Here is a 13,722-nt window from a genome sequence, read left to right on the forward strand (position 1 = left end):
GGTTGACACTACGTGAGGAATATCCGATTTGTCGGTAGTGTCGCGCCGATGCCCCACGTTTGCTCCGGGAACGTCCTGCGGGCGGGCCGCGGGGGGCCCGCCCGCAGGACGGCCGGCTCAGCGGCGCAGCGCCTCCGCGGGCTGGATCCGGGCCGCCCGCCAGGCCGGGTAGACCCCGGCCAGCAGCCCGGTGAGCAGGCCGATCGCCGGTGCGGCGGCCACCGTCGCCGGGTCGACCACGGGCGTCCAGTCCCGGGCCACGGCCACCCCGAGCACGGTCAGCACCCCCAGCGAGGTGCCGACCAGGCCGCCGATCAGCCCCAGCGAGGCCGACTCGGAGAGGAACTGGCCGGTGATGTGGCGGCCGCGGGCGCCCAGCGCCCGGCGCAGGCCGATCTCGCCGGTCCGCTCCAGGACGGCGACCAGGGTGGTGTTGGCGATGCCGACCGCGCCGATCACCAGACAGATGCCGGCCAGCAGCAGGAACAGCTGGTTGAGGTCGGAGGTGACGTTGGAGCGCAGGGTGCGCGGGTCCGGCGGCGGGACCGGTTTGAAGTACTCGGGGTGGGCCGCGTCCAGGGCGAGCGGGGCCTCGGCGGCGATCTGCCGGGCGGCGCCGATCCGGGTCGAGATGATCATCTTGGCCCGGTCGCGCTCCGGCTCGCCCCAGAGCTTGGCGGCCGCCCCGCGCGGCACCGTCACCGAGAGCAGCAGGTCCGCCTTGCGCTTCACGTCGTCGACGATGCCGATCACGGTGAACGGCTTGTCCGCCAGGAAGATCGCCGGCTGGGTGTCCAGCGTGGTGATGCCCAGCCGGGAGGCCAGCGCCGCGCCGATCACCGCCACCTGCCGGCCGGTGGAGTCGTGCCAGCTGTCGAAGGTCCGGCCCTGCACCAGGTGCGGCTCGGCGGCCGCGAGCACCCCGGCCGAGGCGGCCACCACCGACACCTGCTCGCCGCCGCCCTGCCGGCCCACCGGCGCGGCGCGGACGGCGCCGGAGGCCCGGCTCACCGGCCAGTAGACCCCGGCCGCCTCGACCCCGTTCAGCCGCTGGATCCGCGCGTCGGCGTCGGCCGGGAAGGAGAGCGGCACCAGCTCCGGGCGGGTGCCGCCGATGTCCTCGACGCTCACCTCGGTCGCGCTCAGCACGCTGAACCGGGAGTCGATCTGCGAGGAGGTGGTCGCGGTCAGCCCCAGGATGGCCACGAAGGTGCCCACCCCGAGGACGGTGCCCAGCCCGGTCAGCGCCGAGCGGGCCGGCCGCTGGAGCACCCCGGCCAGCGCCTCGGCGAACAGGTCGCGCAGCGGGAACCGGGAGGGCTCGACCACCCGGTCGCGGCGACGGATCGGCCTCATGCCGCGGCCACCTCCTCCTCGCGCAGCACGCCGTCCCGGATCGCCACGGTCCGCCGGCCGCGCGCGGCCACCTGCGGGTCGTGGGTGATCAGCAGCACGGTGAGGCCCTGGTCGTGCAGTTCGTCCAGCAGGGCCAGGATCGACTCGGCGGTGACGGTGTCCAGGTTGCCGGTCGGCTCGTCGCAGAGCAGCAGCGAGGGGCGGCCCACCAGCGCCCGGGCGATCGCCACCCGCTGGCGCTCGCCGCCGGACAGCCGGGTCGGCAGCGCGTCCAGCCGGTGGCCGAGGCCCACCCGGACCAGCGCCGCCCGGGCCAGCTCGCGCCGCTCGGCGGCGGCGCGCCGGCCCCGGGTGGCCGTGTAGAGCATCGCCAGCGCCACGTTCTCGACCGCCGAGCGGTGCGGCAGCAGGTGGAAGGACTGGAAGACGAAGCCGATCCGGCGCCCGCGCAGCGCGGTGCGGTCGGCGTCCGCGAGCCCGCCGGTGTCGATGCCGTCCAGCAGGTAGCTGCCGGTGGTGGGGGCGTCCAGCAGGCCGGCGATGTTCAGGAAGGTGGACTTCCCGGAGCCGGACGGGCCGACCACGGTGACGTACTCGCCGGGGGCGATCGCGAGGTCGCACGGCTTCAGCGCGGTCACCGGCGGCGGGCCCGGGTAGGTCAGGCCGACCTGGCGGAACTCGATGACGGGGGCGGCCCCGTCGGTCACGGCGGTCAGGTCGGTCACTTGGCGCCCGTCCCGGTGGCGTCCTTGACGCCGACGATCACCTGGTCGCCCGGCTTCAGGGTGCCCTCGGTCAGCGGCCGGACCTCGGTGCTGCCGCCGCCGACCGTCCCCGGGGTGACCTCCACCCGGCGGCGCTGCCCGTTCTCGTACACCGTCACCACCGTCCTGCCGTCCGCCGTCGCGGAGACCGCCGACAGCGGGACGACCAGCACCGGGCCGGCCGAGGAGGCGGCCTGGACGGTCAGCCGGACGTCCTGGCCGGCCAGCCGCGGGTCCAGCGGGGCGTCCGGCTGGACCACCATCTGGTAGCCGTTCGCCGGGGCGCCCTGCGCGGGGGCCGGGTTCTGGCCGCCGCCCGGACCGGCACCCGGCGCGGCTCCGGCCTGCTGGCCGTCCCCGGGGGCGTCGGCCACCGCGCCGACCTTGCCGGCGGCCTTGACGCCGGTCACCTCGGAGAGGATCTCCACCGCCTGTTCGGGGTGCACCAGGCCCTTGTCGCTGATGGACAGGCTGCCCTTGACCACCAGCGCCCCGGCCGAGACGGTCAGCACCTTGCCGGACACCTCGCCGCCGATCCGGCCGGCCACCGCGTCGACCCGGGCCGGGAAGCCGGAGAGGAACAGCAGCTCGGCGGCCGGGACCATCGGGCCGGCCGCGGCCCTCGCGTCCGTCACCTTCTTGCGCAGCTTGGTGAGGTCCTCGGTGGCCCGGTTCACCTGTTTCTGGGCGGTGTCGGCGGCGGTGCGGGCCGCGTCCACCGGGCTCTCCCCGGCCGGGGCGGCGCCACCGGAGGTGCCGCCGGAGGCGGCGGGGCGGTCGGTGCCGGTCGCCCCGGCGGTCGGCGCGGCGCTCTGCTGCGCCTGCTGCTGGGCCTGCTGCTGGGCCTGCTGCTGGGCGGCCGCCACCGCGTCGTCGTAGCGCTTCTTCGCCAGCTTCAGCGCGTCCTTGGCGTCCGTCAGCGCGCGCTCGCCACCCGTGACCGCGTCCTGGGCGGCGGCCACCTGGACGTCCCCGTCCGGGGTGGCGGGCAGCGGGTCGTAGCCGCGCGCGGCGTAGAACCTCTTCACCGCGTCCTTGGTGGCCGCGCCGTAGGTGTCCTCCGGGTCGCCGTCCGAGCCGAACCCCAGCTCCTTCAGTGCCTGCCGGAGCTGGCGGACGTCCTGTCCGGTGGCGCCGGGCTTGAGGTCCCGGTACACGGGCAGGTCGCCGTGCAGGGCGAACACCGGCCGCCCCGCCACCTCCAGCACCGACTGCCCGGCCTGGACCTGGTCGCCGACCTTGACCGGCAGCTTGGTCACCACCGGCTTCGCCCCCGCCGCGCCACCGCCCCCGGCCGGCGCCACGTCCACCGACTGCCCGGCGCTCACCTGCCCGCGGATCACCACCGAGTCGGTCAGCACCCGCTTCTCCACGGGCGCCGTCAGCACGTCCGGCGCCGGCGGCTCGCTGTCCGCCGCCGCCTGCGCGGGCGACTTGATCATCGTCGAGGCCGCCACCCCGCCCCCGGCCAGCGCCACCGCGGCCGCCATGACCACCACCAGCGCCCGCCGGCGCCGCCGGATCCCCCGCCCGCCGGTCACCTCGTCCTCGCCCGCCGCCTCCGGCGTCACGTCCGGCCCCGCGAACTCTGACACGCCCCCACCCTCGTTCCGGGAAATCGATCCAACTGTCCAGCCATGGTGACGCGTTGACGACCCCTCAGGGTTGTCGACGACTTTCCGGGCTCAGCCGGCCACGGCCCTGCTCGCCGCCTGGGCGAGGCGCTTCTCGGCGTCGGCGGCCTCCTTCAGCACCTGGGCGTTCTGCTCGACGATCCGCTGCTCCACCTGCGAGCGCACCTGGAACCACACATCCGCCAGCCCGCTGCTCGTCCGGCAGTCGGCGTCCGCCCGGGCGACCGCCAGCTCCTGCGCCCCGGCGGCGCCGACGACCTTCTCGAACTGCTGCACCGCCTCCTGCGGGCTCGCGTACGTGTACCCGCTCGGCTTCATGCACCCCGACCACTGCGCGAGCGCCGCCACCAGCCGGGAGTCGGCCGTGGTCTGCTGGTCGGCCTGCACCGACAGCTCCCTCAGCCGGTTCCGGGCCGAGTTCCCGGCCTGATCGGCCGCCGCCAGCCTGGCCGTCGCCTCCTTGGCGCACTTGGCCGCCGCGGTGTCCCCCGCCGAGTCGGCGACGACGGGCTGCTCCGTCTCCGGCGGTTTCGCGTCCCGGCCGTGGGCGGAGCCGGCGTATCCGAAGTCCTTCAGCGCCTGGACGGCCGGCCACGCGTACGGGTTCGAGGCCGTTCCCTGCGCCTTCTGCCGGGCCACGAGCTGTTCGGCCGTCACCGGCGGCTGTTCGGTGACCTGGTAGCCCTGGTCCCGCGCGCACTTCGCGGCGAGCTTGTTCAGGGCGTTCGAGGTGGCGGCCTGGCTCTCCGCGTCCCCCCGCATCGTCGCCTCCAGCGGCAGCCCCGCGTCCCGCGCGACCTCGGCGGCCGCGGGCCCGCCGGCGGCCTGCGACGGGGGCGGCGTGGCCGCCGGGGCCGAGGAGCCCCCGCCGGAGCCGCCGGAGGAGCATCCGGCCAGTGCCACCGCCGCCGCCACGGCCAGCAGCAGCGCCGGCGGGCGCCGCCGGGCCCCCGCCCGCCGCCGCCCGCCCCGTCGTCCGCCGCTGCCTCCGGTGTCACATCCGACCACTTGAACTCGGCCACGCCCCACCCTCGTTCCGGAAAGTCGATCCAACTGTCGAATTATGCAGACAGGTTGACTGTCCGTCAGGGTTGTCGCGAGTTTCCTGGCGCACCCGGCCGCCGGGGCCGAGCCACCCCCTCAGGAGGCGAGGGCCTGGGCGGCGGTGCGCAGCCGGTCCTCGTTGTCCTTGCGGACCTGGGCGAGGGCCGGGGCGTTCTGCTCGATGAGCTGGGTCTCGTAGGCCGCCTCGACGGTGAACCAGACGCCGACCACATTGGCCTGCTCCTTGCAGCCGACGTCGGCCGCCGCCGTGGCGCGCTCCACGTCGGTGGGGGCGGCGGAGGTCCAGCGCGGGTCCTCGAGGATCTTGATCGGGTCGGCGTAGTCGTAGCCCTTGGCCTTCATGCACTCGGACCAGGTCCGGAAGACGGCCAGGACCCGCTCGTCGGTCTTGGACTTCTCCCGGGCGGTGGCGTCGATGTCGCGGGCGAGCTGGGCGTCTCCGCCGCCGCTGTTGGTCGGGCCGGCGCCGAGCTTGTCCTTGCTCTCGCCCAGGCAGCCGCCCTTGGGGATCGTCGCGCCGTTGTAGTCCTGCCCGCCCTGGCCGCTCTTGACGTTCGCGGCTGCGCTGCCGGTCAGCACCAGCCGGGTGGAGTCGGAGACCTGGGGCGGCGCCGGTGGGGCGGTGGGCCGGTCGCCCTCCGCCCCGTGGTAGCCGTTCGCCTGGGCACCGGCCGCGGTCGTCTCCAGGTACCGGCGGTCGGTGCGGCTGCGCGGCCGGTTCCCGGCGGGGATCTGCGGCGCGGCCTGGTACTGGATGCCGAACCGCGCCATGCAGCGGCTCACCAGCACGGACTCGGCCCGCTCCAACTGGTCCCGCTGCTCGTAGCTGAGCAGGTAGGGGTCGATCGGCAGGGTCTGGTCGGCGGCGGTGGCGATGCTGGGCGGTGCCGAGACCGACGGGACGCCCTTGACCTGCGTCGACGTGCCCTTGCCCTCCTCGGACGTGGTGCTGCTGCAGGCCGCTGCGAGCAGCGCGAGGACGCCCGCGAGGGCCACTCGGGCCGCGGGCGCCGCGGTCGGGCGGGTGTGCGTCATGGCGTGGAGGTCTCCGTGGATCGTGCGAAGGGGCCGGGCGGCCGGTCCCCGGAGGTGCGAGGGGCCGGCCGCCCGGTTCTGATCAGCCGGTGAACTTGCCCGCCGCGTTGTTGTCGTGCGTGACCGTCAGGTCGGCCTCGCCGTACGCGGCGATCCAGTCGACCCGTCCGCTCCCGCCGCCCGCGCTGAACTCGTACACGGTGAAGGCGGAGGCCGGGTTCCAGTTGTCCACGTAGGCGGCGTGGTTCTTGACGTACACGCCGGCGCCGCTGGAGCCGTAGGCGCCGGGGTTGAAGCGGTAGAGCGTCCCGTAGTTCGGGATGTCGCCCTGCTGCTCGAAGGAGGCGCCGTAGCCGTGCGAGCTGGAGTTGTAGTACAGGCAGGCGCTGTAGAGGTGGCAGCCGCTGAGGGCGGAGGCCTGCGGGGCGAGCGCCACACCCAGGCCGACGGTGGCGAACAGCGCCGCGCCGGCGCCGGTGATTCGCTTGAGGTTCATCGGAGAATCCTTCGGACCGCCCGCCGGCGTCGCGCCGGCGGGACCGCGAAGGAGAGGAGCGCACAGTGCTCCCCCCCAAGAGCCGCCGGGACGTGATGTGCGAGAGAACGTCCCGGCGGTCATGAATCTAGGCGGCGGTTCGAGTCATGACCATTGTCCGCGAGGACAGTCGGCCATGTGCTGGTAGAGCGCGACCAGGGCCAGGCGCAGCCGCGAGTCGACGCCGAGGCGGTCCATCAGGGCGGCGACGTGGGCCTTGACGGTGCGTTCGGTGATGCCGAGGCGGTCGGCGACCTCCTGGTTGGAGAGGTCCAGGACCAGGAGGTGGAGCACCTCTTCCTGGCGGTCGCTCAGGCTGTCGATCCGGGACGCCGAGATGCGCAGGCCGTCCAGGGCGTCGTCGACGGCCGTGATGGTTCCGTGCATGTGTTTCCCCCCTCAGTGCCTACCGCTCCGTGGTGGGAAGCGGTGGGTGATGGGGCCCCGTCGACCGACGCTAGCACGGGGCGGGGCACGGAAGATGATCACGAGCGGTCGCGATGGGGGGACCGTGCGTGAATGTCCTCGTTCGCGAAGATGTGATCCGCGTCACACCTCGCGGGCTCAGCTCGGGCGGTTGCGCTCGTAGACCAGGCGCAGGCCGATGAGGGTCAGCCAGGGCTCGTGGACGTCGATCGAGCCGGCCTCGCCGAGGACGAGCGGGGCCAGGCCGCCGGTGGCGATCACCTGGACGTCGTCGGGGTCCTTGGAGAGTTCGCGGGCCATCCGGTCGACCAGGCCGTCGACCTGGCCGGCGAAGCCGTAGAGGATGCCGGACTGCATGCCCTCGACGGTGTTCTTGCCGATCACGTTGCGCGGGCGGGTCAGTTCGATCTTGCGCAGCAGGGCGCCGCGGTTGCCGAGCGCCTCGACGGAGATCTCGATGCCGGGGGCGATCGCGCCGCCGACGTAGTCGCCGCGGGCGTTGACCGCGTCGAAGGTGGTGGCGGTGCCGAAGTCGACCACGATGCACGGGCCGCCGTAGAGGTGGTTGGCGGCCAGCGCGTTGACGATGCGGTCGGCGCCGACCTCCTTGGGGTTGTCCATCAGGACGTGCACCCCCGTCTTCACCCCCGGCTCCACGATCACCGCGGGGACGTCGCCGTAGTAGCGGCGCGTCACCTCGCGGAACTCGTGGAGCACGGAGGGGACGGAGGAGCAGATCGCCAGGCCCTCGACCTTCGCGTCGGCGATCGCCGTGCGCGATCCCTGCGAGCCCATCAGGCCGTGCAGCAGCACCGCCAGTTCGTCCGCCGTGCGGCGCGGATCCGTGGAGATCCGCCAGGTCTCGACGACCTCTTCACCGCCGAACAGGCCGAGGGTGGTCTGGGTGTTGCCGACGTCGATGGTGAGCAGCATGGGGTGCTTTCTTCGTCGAGGACCAGCGGGCGGACGGAACGGGCGTGCGGGCGGACGAGCGGTCAGGCGCGCAGGTCCAGGCCGATGTCCAGGATCGGCGAGGAGTGGGTCAGCGCGCCCACCGCCAGGTAGTCGACACCAGTCTGGGCGACCTCGCGCGCGGTGGCCAGGGTGAGTCCGCCGGACGCCTCCAGCCGGGCCCGGCCAGCCACCAGGGCGACCGCCTCGACCAGCTGCGGGACGGTGAAGTTGTCCAGCAGGATCAGGTCGGCCCCGGCCTCCAGGACCGGCGCGATCTGCTCCAGGGTGTCGACCTCGACCTCGACCGGCAGCTCCGGGTAGGCGGCCCGGACGGCCCGGAACGCCTCGGCCACGCCGCCGGCCGCGACCACGTGGTTGTCCTTGACCAGGGCCGCGTCCGACAGCGCCATCCGGTGGTTGGCGCCGCCGCCGCAGCGGACCGCGAACTTCTCCAGCGCGCGCAGGCCCGGGGTGGTCTTGCGGGTGTCGCGGACCACCGCGCCGGTGCCCTCCAGGGCGTCCGCCCAGGCACGGGTGGCGGTGGCGATGCCGGACAGGTGGCAGAGCAGGTTCAGCGCGCTGCGCTCGGCGGTCAGCAGGTCCCGGGTGCGGGAGCGGACCGAGAGCAGCACCTGGCCGGCCTCGACCCGGTCGCCGTCCTGGACGTGCCGCTCGACCTCGAACTCCTCCTCGCAGACCAGCGAGACGACCGCCTCGGCGATCCGCAGGCCCGCCACCACGCCCGCCTGGCGGGCGGTGAAGTCGGCGGTGGCGACGGCGTCGGCCGGCACGGTCGCCACCGAGGTGACGTCCTCGCCGCCGGCCAGGTCCTCGGCCAGCGCCAGGGTGGCGATGTCCTCGACCTCGATCGGGTCGAGACCGGCGTCCTCCAGCAGCTCGGCGAGCTGCGGGTCCAGGCCGGTCTCGTAGCCCTCGCCGTCCCCGCAGGCGCAGCCGTCGCCGCAGCCGCCGGCCAGCGGGAGCTCCTCGTGCTCGTGCTCGTGCAGGTGGGTCACATCGGTCGCGTCGGTCATGGTGCTACTGCTCCTCGAGGGTGCTGACGGGGCCGCCGGAGGCGGTGAGGGTGGTGATCAGGTGGCGCCGCCCGTGCGCGTCGTCCCGCTCCGGGAAGTCCTCGCGCCAGTGGCAGCCGCGGGTCTCCTCGCGCTGCGCGGCGGCGGTGACCAGCGCGTCGGCGACCAGCAGCAGGTTGGCGGCCTCCCAGGTCTCCACCCGGGGGTCGGCCGGCTTCTGCTCGGCGGCGTCGGTGCGGGCGTGCTCGAAGAGCAGCGCCAGCCCCTGCGCCGTGGCGGCCATCGACGCGGCCGAGCGCAGGACGCCCGCGCCGCGCGACATCAGCCGCTGGATCTCGGCCCGCGCCTCGGGCGCGGGCAGCGGCACCGGGCGGGCGGCGCGGGCGGCCGCCACGTCGACGGTGCGCGCGGGCAGGTCGCCGGCCGCGTGCCGGGCGGCCAGGTCGGCGGCGATCCGCTCGGCGAAGACCAGGCCCTCCAGCAGCGAGTTGGAGGCCAGCCGGTTGGCGCCGTGCACCCCGGTGCAGGCGACCTCGCCGCAGGCGTAGAGGCCGGGGACGGAGGTGCGTCCGCGGGGGTCGGTGCGCACCCCGCCGGAGGCGTGGTGCGCCGCCGGGGCGACCGGGATCGGCTCGGTGACCGGGTCGATGCCGTGCGCGCGGCAGGACGCCAGGATGGTCGGGAACCGCCGCTCCCACATCGCGGCGCCGAAGTGCCGCCCGTCGAGGTACATGTGCTCGGCGCCCTGGAGCTGCATCCGGCGGGTGATCGCCTTGGCGACGATGTCGCGCGGGGCCAGCTCGGCCAGCTCGTGCTGGCCGGCCATGAACCGCACGCCGTCCGCGTCGACCAGGTGGGCGCCCTCGCCGCGGACCGCCTCGGAGATCAGCGGCTGCTGGCCCTGGGCCTCCGGGCCGAGCCAGAGCACGGTGGGGTGGAACTGGACGAACTCCAGGTCGGTGACCTCGGCGCCGGCCCGCAGCGCGAGCGCCACGCCGTCGCCGGTGGAGACCGCCGGGTTGGTGGTGGTCGAGAAGACCTGGCCCATGCCGCCGGTGGCGAGCACCACCGCGCGGGCCAGGACGGCGCCGACGCCGTCCCGCTGCCCCTCGCCCATGACGTGCAGGGTCAGCCCGGCGGCGTGTCCCCGGGCGTCGGTGAGCACGTCGAGGACGAGGGCGTGCTCGATGAGCTCCACCTCGGGGTCCCGCCGCACGGCGTCGACCAGGGCGCGGGATATCTCGGCGCCGGTGGCGTCCCCGCCGGCGTGCGCGATCCGGTTGCGGTGGTGGCCGCCCTCGCGGGTGAGCAGGATCGCGCCGTCCTCGCCGCGGTCGAAGGCGGCACCGACCGCGATCAGTCGGCGGACCGCGTCCGGGCCCTCGGCGACCAGGGTGCGCACGGCGTCCTCGTCGCACAGCCCGGCGCCGGCCACCAGGGTGTCGGTCAGGTGCTGCTCGGGGGTGTCCCCCTCGCCCAGGGCGGCCGCGATGCCGCCCTGGGCCCAGCGGGTGGAGCCGTCGTCCAGCATCGCCTTGGTGACCACCAGGACCCGCAGGCCGGCCTTGCGGGCGTTGAGCGCGACGGTGAGCCCGGCCACGCCGGAGCCGACCACGACGACATCGGTGTCGGTGGTCCAGCCCGGTGCCGGGGCGGTGAGGCGGTGCGTGACGGCGGACATGGCGTGGTGGCTCCTTAGCGCGCGGCGGCGTCGACGGCGCCGTTGTCGCCACGGTACGCCGCGTCCCCGCGCAGCAGTCCGGTGCCCTCCCCGGCCTCGGCCGGGTCCCCGCCGGTGCCGGTGATCCGGTTGTGCCCGTCGACGAAGACGACCTTGGGGAGGTAGCCCTTGGCCTCGGCGGTGTCCATCTGCCCGTAGGCGATCAGGATGACGAGGTCGCCGGGGTGGACCAGGCGGGCGGCGGCGCCGTTGATGCCGATGACGCCGGAGCCGCGCGGGCCGGCGATGGTGTACGTCTCCAGCCGGGCGCCGTTGTTGATGTCGACGATGTGGACCAGCTCGCCGGGGAGCAGGTCGGCGGCGTCGAGCAGGTCCTCGTCCACCGTGACCGAGCCGACGTAGTGCAGGTCGGCCTGGGTCACGGTGGCCCGGTGGATCTTGGACTTGAGCATGGTGCGGAGCATTGCGGGTCACGCCTCCTGTGAGTGCATGCCTGGGGGGAACTGCTGGTGGGTACCACCGGATCACCGGACGGTCGGATCACCGGACGATTCTGTGCCTGCTGCTCGGCTGCCTAGCGGCAGATGAGGTGAACGTTGTCGATCAGGCGGGTCGCGCCCACCTTGGCGGCCACGGCCAGCACCGCCTCGCCCTGGAAGTCGTCCGGCGCCTCGGTGAAGTCGTGCGGATCGATCAGGGCGAGGTAGTCGAGGTCGACGCCCTCGGCGGCGTCGAGCACGGCCCCGGCGGCCTCGCGCACGGCCTTCGGGCCCCGCGCGGCCGCGTCCCGGCCGGCGAACAGCGCCTCGGACAGGGCGAGCGCGCGGGTGCGCTCCTCCGCCGAGAGGTAGCGGTTGCGGGAGGAGAGCGCCAGGCCGTCCTCCTCGCGGGTGGTCGGCACGCCGACGACCTCGACGTCGAAGTCGAGGTCGGCCACCATCCGGCGCACGAGCGCCAGCTGCTGGGCGTCCTTCTCGCCGAAGAAGGCGAAGTCCGGGTCGGTGATGTGCAGCAGCTTGGCGACCACGGTCAGCACGCCGTCGAAGTGGCCGGGCCGGGTGGCGCCCTCGTAGCGCGCGCCCATCGGGCCGGCGGCCATCCGCACCTGCGGCTCGCCGTTCGGGTAGACCTCGTCGACGGACGGCGCGAAGACCACGTCGGCGCCGTTGGCCTCGGCGAGCCGCACGTCCTCGTCCAGGGCGCGCGGGTAGCGCTCCAGGTCCTCGCCGGCGCCGAACTGCAGCGGGTTGACGAAGACGGTGACGGCGACCCGGCCGTCCCGGCCGACCTGCTTGCGGGCGGCGCGGATCAGCGCGGCGTGGCCCTCGTGCAGGGCGCCCATCGTCATCACGACCGCGTTGTCCACCGGCTGCTCGTCCGGCCAGAACGCCGCCTCGAAGTCGTCGACGGTGTGGGTGATCACGGCCCGGTGGACCTTCGGGGCGCGCTGGGCCTTGCCCGGCTGCTTGCCGCGTGCCATTACTGCGTCTCCTCGTTCAGTACGTCCAGCAGCGCCGCCGCCGACGCTTCGTCGATCGTCCCGTGGGCCAGGGCCCGCTGGGCGGTGGCCCGGGCCATCGCCCGGTAGGCGGCCGGGATGTCCGGGGACACCGTACTGAGCTGCGCCAGATGGCGCCGTACGGTGCCGGCGTCGCCCCGGGCGACCGGGCCGGTGAGGGCCGCGTCGCCGGAGCGCAGCGAGTTGTCGAGCGCGGCGCCGAGCAGCGGGCCGAGCATCCGGCCGGGCTCGGCGACGCCGGCCGCGCGCAGCAGCTCCATCGCCTGCGCGACCAGTGTGACCAGGTGGTTGGCGCCGTGCGCCAGGGCGGTGTGGTACCGCGGGCGGACGTCCTCCGGCACCCACTCGGGCTCGCCGCCCATCTCCACCACCAGCGCCTCGGCGACCGGGCGCAGCTCCTCGGGGGCGGTCACCCCGAACGGGCAGCCGGCCAGCCGGGCCAGGTCGACGGAGGTGCCGGTGAAGGTCATCGCGGGGTGCAGCGCGAGCGGGAGCGCGCCGGCCCGGGTGGCCGGCTCCAGCACGGCCACGCCGTGCGCGCCGGAGGTGTGCACCAGCAGCTGGCCGGGGCGGACGGTGCCGGTGGCGGCCAGGCCGGCCACCAGGTCGGCCAGCGCGTCGTCGGGGACGGTGAGCAGGACGAGGTCGGCGGCGGCCAGCACCTGCGGCGGGGTGACGATCCGCACGCCCGGCAGCAGCGCCTCGGCGCGGCGGCGGGAGGCGGCGGACACCCCGGAGGCGGCGACCACCCTGTGGCCGGCGAGCTGCAGGGCGGCGCCGAGCGCCGGGCCGACCCGGCCGGTGCCGACCACGCCCACGGCGAGGCGGGCGGGGCGGTTGCCGGGGTCGGCCGGGTCGCCGAGGCCGTCGGCGAGCGGGGCGAACTCGCCGTGGTCGGCGAAGTCGGACGGACTCACGGGTCCACCTTTGTCCATGGGCTCCGTTCCAGTCCACCTGACGGGGTACCGGACGTACCGGCCCATTCTACGGGGGCGGGTGCGCGGGCCCGTCGGCTCAGTCCGCGGCTCCGGCGCGGATCAGGCCCGCCTCGTAGGCCAGGACCACCGCCTGGACGCGGTCGCGCAGGTTCAGCTTGGCCAGGATCCGTCCGACGTGGGTCTTCACGGTGGCCTCGGAGAGCACCAGCCGGGCCGCGATCTCCCCGTTCGACAGGCCCTGCGCGACCAGCAGGAACACCTCGCGCTCGCGCTCGGTGAGCGGACCGAGGGTGTCCGCGCGGCCGGAGCCGCTCTGCGGGGTGGGCAGCACCTCGGCGAACCGGTCGATCATGCGGCGGGTGGTGGTCGGCGCGACCACCGCGTCCCCGCCGTGGACGGCGCGGATCGCGGCCACCAGCTCGGTCGGCGGCACGTCCTTGAGCAGGAAGCCGCTGGCGCCGGCCTTGAGCGCGGCGAAGGCGTACTCGTCGAGGTCGAAGGTGGTGAGGATGAGCACGTGCGGGGCGTCCGGCAGCGGGCTGCCGTCCTCGGCCAGGCAGATCCGCCGGGTGGCCTGCACGCCGTCCAGCCGCGGCATCCGGACGTCCATCAGGATCACGTCCACCGCGGTGTGCCGGAGCCTCTCCAGGGCCTGGGCACCGTCCCCGGCCTCGGCGGCGATCTCGATGTCGCCCTGCGACTGCAGGATCATCCGGAATCCGGTACGCAGCAGCTCCTGGTCGTCGACCAGCATCACGCGGATGGTCAAGGGTGGCTCCTA

The 13,722-nt window shown here is 74.7% G+C and carries 14 protein-coding genes; all 14 read right to left on the reverse strand.

Annotation, left to right across the window (positions count from 1 at the left end):
- Positions 1 to 117: 117 nt before the first annotated feature.
- Positions 118 to 1,356 (reverse strand): ABC transporter permease, encoded by a 1,239-nt coding sequence (locus tag ACFCLZ_RS21685; protein ID WP_380278401.1) that lies wholly within the window; start codon positions 1,354 to 1,356, stop codon positions 118 to 120.
- Positions 1,353 to 2,081, reverse strand: coding sequence for an ABC transporter ATP-binding protein (locus ACFCLZ_RS21690; protein WP_380278403.1), 729 nt, complete (start codon positions 2,079 to 2,081; stop codon positions 1,353 to 1,355). Before ACFCLZ_RS21690 ends, ACFCLZ_RS21685 begins: the two co-directional genes overlap by 4 nt.
- Positions 2,078 to 3,715: a peptidoglycan-binding protein gene (locus ACFCLZ_RS21695; protein ID WP_380278405.1), complete on the reverse strand. Its 1,638-nt coding sequence runs from the start codon at positions 3,713 to 3,715 to the stop codon at positions 2,078 to 2,080. Before ACFCLZ_RS21695 ends, ACFCLZ_RS21690 begins: the two co-directional genes overlap by 4 nt.
- 90 nt (positions 3,716 to 3,805) lie before the next feature.
- A complete protein-coding gene (locus ACFCLZ_RS21700; protein ID WP_380278407.1) occupies positions 3,806 to 4,657 on the reverse strand; it encodes a hypothetical protein in 852 nt (283 codons plus the stop codon).
- 237 nt (positions 4,658 to 4,894) lie between these two features.
- A complete protein-coding gene (locus tag ACFCLZ_RS21705) occupies positions 4,895 to 5,854 on the reverse strand; it encodes a hypothetical protein (protein WP_380278409.1) in 960 nt (319 codons plus the stop codon).
- A gap of 82 nt (positions 5,855 to 5,936) precedes the next feature.
- Positions 5,937 to 6,350 (reverse strand): hypothetical protein, encoded by a 414-nt coding sequence (locus tag ACFCLZ_RS21710; RefSeq protein ID WP_380278411.1) that lies wholly within the window; start codon positions 6,348 to 6,350, stop codon positions 5,937 to 5,939.
- A 144-nt stretch (positions 6,351 to 6,494) separates the two neighbouring features.
- The gene (locus ACFCLZ_RS21715) at positions 6,495 to 6,776 is read right to left on the reverse strand and encodes a LuxR C-terminal-related transcriptional regulator (protein ID WP_380278413.1); all 282 of its coding nucleotides are present in this window, start codon (positions 6,774 to 6,776) and stop codon (positions 6,495 to 6,497) included.
- 177 nt (positions 6,777 to 6,953) lie between these two features.
- A complete protein-coding gene (locus ACFCLZ_RS21720) occupies positions 6,954 to 7,748 on the reverse strand; it encodes a type III pantothenate kinase (protein WP_350564455.1) in 795 nt (264 codons plus the stop codon).
- A gap of 62 nt (positions 7,749 to 7,810) precedes the next feature.
- Entirely contained in the window at positions 7,811 to 8,803 is a 993-nt protein-coding gene (gene nadC / locus ACFCLZ_RS21725; RefSeq protein ID WP_380278415.1) for a carboxylating nicotinate-nucleotide diphosphorylase, read from the reverse strand.
- Between the two features lie 4 nt (positions 8,804 to 8,807).
- Positions 8,808 to 10,484 carry an L-aspartate oxidase gene (locus tag ACFCLZ_RS21730; protein ID WP_380278417.1) on the reverse strand — a complete coding sequence of 559 codons (1,677 nt, stop codon included), beginning with the start codon at positions 10,482 to 10,484 and terminating at the stop codon, positions 8,808 to 8,810.
- 14 nt (positions 10,485 to 10,498) lie between these two features.
- Positions 10,499 to 10,948 (reverse strand): aspartate 1-decarboxylase, encoded by a 450-nt coding sequence (gene panD / locus ACFCLZ_RS21735; protein WP_380278419.1) that lies wholly within the window; start codon positions 10,946 to 10,948, stop codon positions 10,499 to 10,501.
- Between the two features lie 110 nt (positions 10,949 to 11,058).
- Positions 11,059 to 11,964 carry a pantoate--beta-alanine ligase gene (panC, locus tag ACFCLZ_RS21740; protein ID WP_380278421.1) on the reverse strand — a complete coding sequence of 302 codons (906 nt, stop codon included), beginning with the start codon at positions 11,962 to 11,964 and terminating at the stop codon, positions 11,059 to 11,061.
- Positions 11,964 to 12,920 carry a Rossmann-like and DUF2520 domain-containing protein gene (locus ACFCLZ_RS21745; RefSeq protein ID WP_380278424.1) on the reverse strand — a complete coding sequence of 319 codons (957 nt, stop codon included), beginning with the start codon at positions 12,918 to 12,920 and terminating at the stop codon, positions 11,964 to 11,966. The genes panC and ACFCLZ_RS21745 overlap by 1 nt, the downstream gene beginning before the upstream one ends.
- Positions 12,921 to 13,017: 97 nt before the next feature.
- A complete protein-coding gene (locus ACFCLZ_RS21750) occupies positions 13,018 to 13,710 on the reverse strand; it encodes a response regulator (RefSeq protein WP_380278426.1) in 693 nt (230 codons plus the stop codon).
- Between the last annotated feature and the right edge of the window lie 12 nt (positions 13,711 to 13,722).

The organism is Kitasatospora purpeofusca (assembly GCF_042691725.1).
Lineage (GTDB): Bacteria > Actinomycetota > Actinomycetes > Streptomycetales > Streptomycetaceae > Kitasatospora > Kitasatospora purpeofusca_B.

Excerpts from the sequence above, each read along its gene's own strand:
- ACFCLZ_RS21710 (WP_380278411.1), bottom strand. The coding sequence starts at position 6,350 with ATGAACCTCAAGCGAATCACCGGCGCCGGCGCGGCGCTGTTCGCCACC.
- ACFCLZ_RS21705 (WP_380278409.1), bottom strand. The coding sequence starts at position 5,854 with ATGACGCACACCCGCCCGACCGCGGCGCCCGCGGCCCGAGTGGCCCTC.
- panD (WP_380278419.1), bottom strand. The coding sequence starts at position 10,948 with ATGCTCCGCACCATGCTCAAGTCCAAGATCCACCGGGCCACCGTGACC.
- ACFCLZ_RS21720 (WP_350564455.1), bottom strand. The coding sequence starts at position 7,748 with ATGCTGCTCACCATCGACGTCGGCAACACCCAGACCACCCTCGGCCTG.
- nadC (WP_380278415.1), bottom strand. The coding sequence starts at position 8,803 with ATGACCGACGCGACCGATGTGACCCACCTGCACGAGCACGAGCACGAG.
- ACFCLZ_RS21715 (WP_380278413.1), bottom strand. The coding sequence starts at position 6,776 with ATGCACGGAACCATCACGGCCGTCGACGACGCCCTGGACGGCCTGCGC.
- ACFCLZ_RS21730 (WP_380278417.1), bottom strand. The coding sequence starts at position 10,484 with ATGTCCGCCGTCACGCACCGCCTCACCGCCCCGGCACCGGGCTGGACC.
- ACFCLZ_RS21685 (WP_380278401.1), bottom strand. The coding sequence starts at position 1,356 with ATGAGGCCGATCCGTCGCCGCGACCGGGTGGTCGAGCCCTCCCGGTTC.
- panC (WP_380278421.1), bottom strand. The coding sequence starts at position 11,964 with ATGGCACGCGGCAAGCAGCCGGGCAAGGCCCAGCGCGCCCCGAAGGTC.